This window comes from Streptomyces sp. NPDC002403 (genome assembly GCF_053593015.1).
The window spans coordinates 1-4,760 of sequence record NZ_JBSFBQ010000131.1; the positions used below are offsets into that span (position 1 = coordinate 1).

The following is a 4,760-nucleotide window of genomic DNA, read 5'->3' on the forward strand; positions in this document are numbered from 1 at the left end:
ACATGTGCGCTTTACTGAAGGTCTTGTTCGAGGTCAGGATGATCGAGCCCTTTTCGTAACCTTTGGAGATCACCTGGAAGACCAGGTTCGCCTCGGCTCGCTCCAGCGGCTGGTAGCCGACCTCATCCACGACGAGGACGCCCGGCCGCAGATAGGTACGGAGCTTGCTGTTGAGCCGGCCCGCAGTCTCGGCTGCCTTCAGCTGTCGGACCATGTCGTCGAGGCTGGTGAAGTAGACGGAGAAGCCGGCTCGGCAGGCGGCGACGGAGAGAGCCACGGCAATGTGCGTCTTTCCGACGCCGGGCGGTCCCAGCAGGGCCGCGTTGGCTTTGGCCTCGACGAAGGCGAGGGTGGCCAGGTCTTTGATCTTGCGGGGGTCGAGTTCGGGCTGGAAGGCGAAGTCGTATTCGTCCAGGGTCTTGTGGTGCGGCAGCTTGGAAAGCCGCAGGCCCTGGCGGAAGCGCCGGTCGTCGCGGACCGCGAGTTCTTCGGCGAGGACGAGGTCGAGGAAGTCGAGGTAGCCCATCTTGGCGTCGTCTGCTCTGTCGGCGTACTGGGTCAGGCTCTCGGCCAGGTGGGGCAGGCCGAGCTTGGCGGCCGTGCTGCGGATACGGGTGCTGACCAGCTCACTCAAGTGAGTTCCTCCGGCGTGGGGTGGGTGGTGAAGGGACGTGTCCCGGTCAGTTCGTCATAGACGGACAGCGGTCTGCGGCCGACCTCGACTCGGACGGCCGCGGCCCGGTTGAGGAGAGCCATCAGCGAGCCGGCCTCGTGGCCCAAGGCCTCCTGGTGGCGGGGCCGTGGTGGGACGTCGCCGGTGGTGGTTCGCCGGTTCCGTCCGTCGGGAAGCCCGTCCCAGTGCTTCTCGTCGACGACGCAGGCCCCGCGGCCGACGGCCCGCTGGTGGGTGGCCAGCAGGGTCTCGCCGTCGGCGTTCGGCGTGGTGGCATGCAGGGTGATCTGGGACTTCGTGGCCCTGACTTCCACCAGCTGACGCGGGTGCACCTTTCGGGCCGGCACCGAGTAGAGGTTCGCGTCGAAGGCGACCAGGCAGTCCTTGCCGACATGGCGAAGGTGCCGCTGAGTGACGACATAGGGCGTCGCTGGCAGCGGCCTCAAGGCCATGTGGTCGCGGATCGCGCGGTGGCCGATGACTTCACCGTGTGTGCCGTGGGACTTGGCTCGGCGCAAGGGCACCCAGGCGTTGAACGCGGAGTCCAGTTCCTCGATGGAGGAGAAAGCCCGTCCGGCCAGGACGTGGTCGCGGACGATGAGGACTTGCCGCTCGACCCGGCCCTTTCCGGTGGGCCGGTAGGCGGCCAGGACGTCGATGTCGAAGTCGTAGTGCCCGGCGAATCCGACTGCTTCCGGATGCAGAGGGACCGCCTCGCCCGGTGCGACGTGTCGGCGGACGACGGTCTTGGTTCGGTCGTAGACGATCGACATCGGCACCCCGCCGAAGTGGGCAAACGCCTGACGATGGCAGTCGAAGAACGTGACCAGGTCCTGGCTGGTGGTGAAGCAGCAGAACGGGTCCCGCGAGTAGGACAAGGTCATGTGGAACGAGTAGACCTTCGGGATCCCGACGTGGGCGAGGATCTTGCCTTCGTCTCCCCAGTCGACCTGGGCCTGTGCTCCGGGGACCACTTCGAACCTGCGATGGAGGCCGGCCAGCTCGCCTGGGCTGATGCCCAGTTGTTCTGCGACTCGGGGCCGGGCCTCTTGCATGTAGAGCTTCACCCGCTGGTAGTTGCCGGTGAAGCCGTATTCCGCTACCAGCCGCTCGTGGACCACGGCACCTTTGATCAGGATCTCGGACCTCAGCATCGCGTCGATCAGTGGCGCAACATCGTCCACCATCCGTCCACGAGCGTGCCCGGTCGATGACCGACGAGGCGGAGAGATCGGGGCCTGGGTGGTCAGGTATTTGCGGACCGTGCGGCGATTGAGCCCCGTCTCCCTCGCGATCTCGGACAAGCTCATTGCCCCGGACTCGAAAAGCCCGCGAAACCGCCGAAGCTCCATCCATCGCTGCGGGTCCAAGACCACCGTGAGCCGCCCTCCGCCACCACCCCGAACAGGCCAGCAGCAGGCTGCCCAACAGCATTCCTCAGCACGTCAAAAACTGGGCACGTTCATTCGTACGTGGCTGGGCACGTTCATGTGTACGCCGACACCGTGTCGATCATCGCCGCCCTGGACGTGCACACCGGCCAGGTCCTCACCCACACCATCGCCCGCAACGACTCCGACACATTCATCGGGTTCCTGCGCCAACTCGACGCCACCATCCCCGCCGGGCAGCAGATCCACCTGGTCATGGACAACGGCTCGTCCCACACCTCGAAGAAGACCAGGGCCTGGCTGGCGGCCAGACCCCGCTTCGCCGTCCACCACACCCCGAAACACACCTCCTGGCTCAACCAGGTCGAGCTGTTCTTCTCGACCCTGACCAGACGCCTGCTGCGCCACGACCAGTTCACCTCCCGCGAGGAACTGACCGAACGCATCGACGACTTCGTCCTGGACTACGACGAACACGCCGCCAAGCCCTACCGCTGGACCTACGACGGCTCCCCACTCAAAGCCACATGAACCCCCGAAGGATCAACGCGGTGCTGCGCTAGGGTCTGACGGCATGGGATCACCGACGAAACCGGACGCCTCCGGGGAGTTTCAGCGGATAGCCGACTGCTTGGCGGGACCGGACGCCGACGCGCACCACGCCGGCTTGCAGGAGCTTGAGATACTCGCCCAGGCACATCCCGCGCTGCGCCAGCCTGCCGCCGACGCCGTGTGCCGTTACCTGCGCGGCACGGTTGTGGAAGCTGTCGACAGTGCTGTCGCGCTTCTTGTCGCGCTGGCGCGGGGCGGAGACCACCTCGCCTTCGCCCTGGAGGGCGCCGTATTGCCGGACGTCGACTTCAGCGGCTGCTCCTTCGGCCTGACTGTCTTTGCGGACGCCCACTTCCGCGGCCGCTGCGTATTCGACGGCGCTCACTTCCGCGACGACGCGATCTTCGCGCGGGCCGTGTTCGAAGGCGAGGCGTCGTTCGCCGACGTCAGGTTCGGCGGAGCCGCCCACTTCGGGCTGGCGCGGTTCCACTCCCCGGCCGGCTTCGCCGGCGCCCGGTTCGACAATCTGGCCTGGTTCGGCCGTGGTGAGGAGTCCGTCCAGGAGGACGACTCCCGATTCGAAGAGTTCGACGAGGACGGCGATCTGCTCTCTGACAAACCGGATCCGTTCGGGGTGCAGATCCCCTGGCGCGAGCCGAACGAGGCCGATCCCGGCTGGCCAAACGCTGTGCTTCAAGAGGAATATCAGAGCTGGTACGAGGGCAGCGACGGCACCTGCTTCCGCGATCGGGTGTCCTTTCACGGCGCGCGATTCCACGGTCCGGCCTGGTTCTGGAAGGCACGGTTCGGGGCGGATGCGGATTTCGGCGACGCCTGGTTCGGCGATCAGGTCCATCTGGACCAGCCGAGTGTGGATCTCACTGGCGCGACCGCGGACACTGTCGCCGAGGAAGACGACGCTTCGGAAGCCGACGGCGCGGAAGAGTCGTTCAGCCCTCAGGAATGGCCCTTCGGCTGGGTGCTGCGTCCCGAAGACAACGGGCCGGACCGGCTGGTGACGGACGAGTCCGTGGCGCCCTACGCCCACCAGCTCGCCGACGCCGACCCGGCGGTGCGGCTGTCCGGACTGCACGTGCTCGACGCGCTCGGTCAGACCCGCGCCGACCAGCGGGCCAGAATCGTCGACGCAGTCTGCGGATTCCTGAGGGCGCCGCTGGCGTTCGAGGTCGGCGATGAAGCCGCGCTCACCGCGGAGCAGGTGGCCGAGCTGAGGCTGCGGCGGACTGCGCAGCAGATCCTCACCGACCACCTCCGCCCTCACGCTCCCGGGGCGGCGCCGGATTCCCCGCCGCGCGAACAGTTCTGGGCCGGAGTCGATCTCAGCCTTTCCGCCGCCACTCTGATCGACTTCGACCTCAGTGACTGCCGTTTCGCGCGTGCGGACTTCATGGGCACTCAGTTCCACGGGACCACCAACTTGGAGCGAAGCGCGTTCAAGGTGCACTTCATGCTGCCGGGCGGCGGCGGATACGCCACGTTCCACGGCGAATGCCGCACCGCCGGCGCCGCCCTCACAGAGGGCTGGGCCTGGCGGGGAAGCGCCGACGAGACCCTCCAGCAGGTTCGGGCACGGTCAGCCGAGGTGACTGTCTGAGGCAGTCCGTCGGCCGTCGATCGGCTTCCGAGCCAGCACGCCATACGTCAGCAGCATCGGCTCCAGCTCGGTCTCGGGCGCCACTCGTCGATCGGCACCAACGCGGGAGGCTGGATCTGGAGGCCGTCGAGCCAAGCCGCGATCTGCTCGGGGGTGCGGTTGGTGAACGGCACGCCGGTGGGCTTCTGGTAGTCGGCGAGCATGGCGTTCTGCTCGTCCGGATGGGTCGGGTCCGGCGCGGCGCGGCGTGCGTCAGCGCCAAATAGCTGCCCGGCGCGGCCTGGTCCAGTTGACACGCACGATGCGGTCCGGCCGCTGATCGTCTGGGATAGGTGCAGCACCGCGTTCATCACCACGGCGATCGGTCGGCTCAGATCCAGCGTCTTTCCGCAGCGAGGGATGGGAGAGCACCGTCTCCGGCCGCCGCCGTCGATGGCGACGATGAAGCGGACGGCGACCTGCAGTTGTGCCGCCTGAAAGACACCGGCCACCCCGAGATGTGGGGCTTCACGCTGTTCACCTACAGCAA

The 4,760-nt window shown here is 67.1% G+C and carries 5 protein-coding genes; 2 read left to right on the forward strand and 3 right to left on the reverse strand.

Annotation, left to right across the window (positions count from 1 at the left end; translation table 11 throughout):
* Positions 1-634: IS21-like element helper ATPase IstB (gene istB, locus ACWCPY_RS42910; protein ID WP_451274589.1), on the reverse strand; the 634-nt coding region annotated here is incomplete at its 3' end.
* Complete coding sequence (gene istA / locus ACWCPY_RS42915; protein ID WP_451274591.1) at positions 631-2,025, reverse strand: IS21 family transposase; 1,395 nt, start codon at positions 2,023-2,025, stop codon at positions 631-633. The genes istB and istA, both read right to left, overlap by 4 nt.
* A gap of 120 nt (positions 2,026-2,145) precedes the next feature.
* Between istA and ACWCPY_RS42920 the strand changes: the two genes are divergently transcribed.
* Positions 2,146-2,595, forward strand: coding sequence for an IS630 family transposase (locus ACWCPY_RS42920; RefSeq protein WP_451274593.1), 450 nt, complete (start codon positions 2,146-2,148; stop codon positions 2,593-2,595).
* 43 nt (positions 2,596-2,638) lie between these two features.
* Positions 2,639-4,231, forward strand: coding sequence for a pentapeptide repeat-containing protein (locus tag ACWCPY_RS42925; RefSeq protein ID WP_451274595.1), 1,593 nt, complete (start codon positions 2,639-2,641; stop codon positions 4,229-4,231).
* Positions 4,232-4,278: 47 nt separating this feature from the next.
* Here the strand turns inward: ACWCPY_RS42925 and ACWCPY_RS42930 are convergent.
* A partial coding sequence (locus ACWCPY_RS42930) for an SAM-dependent methyltransferase (RefSeq protein WP_451274597.1) occupies positions 4,279-4,760 on the reverse strand: 482 nt, incomplete at its 5' end.

What these genes read in the sequence shown, in the direction of transcription:
- istA (WP_451274591.1), bottom strand. Translation starts at nt 2,025, where the DNA reads ATGGAGCTTCGGCGGTTTCGCGGGCTTTTCGAGTCCGGGGCAATGAGC.
- ACWCPY_RS42925 (WP_451274595.1), top strand. Translation starts at nt 2,639, where the DNA reads ATGGGATCACCGACGAAACCGGACGCCTCCGGGGAGTTTCAGCGGATA.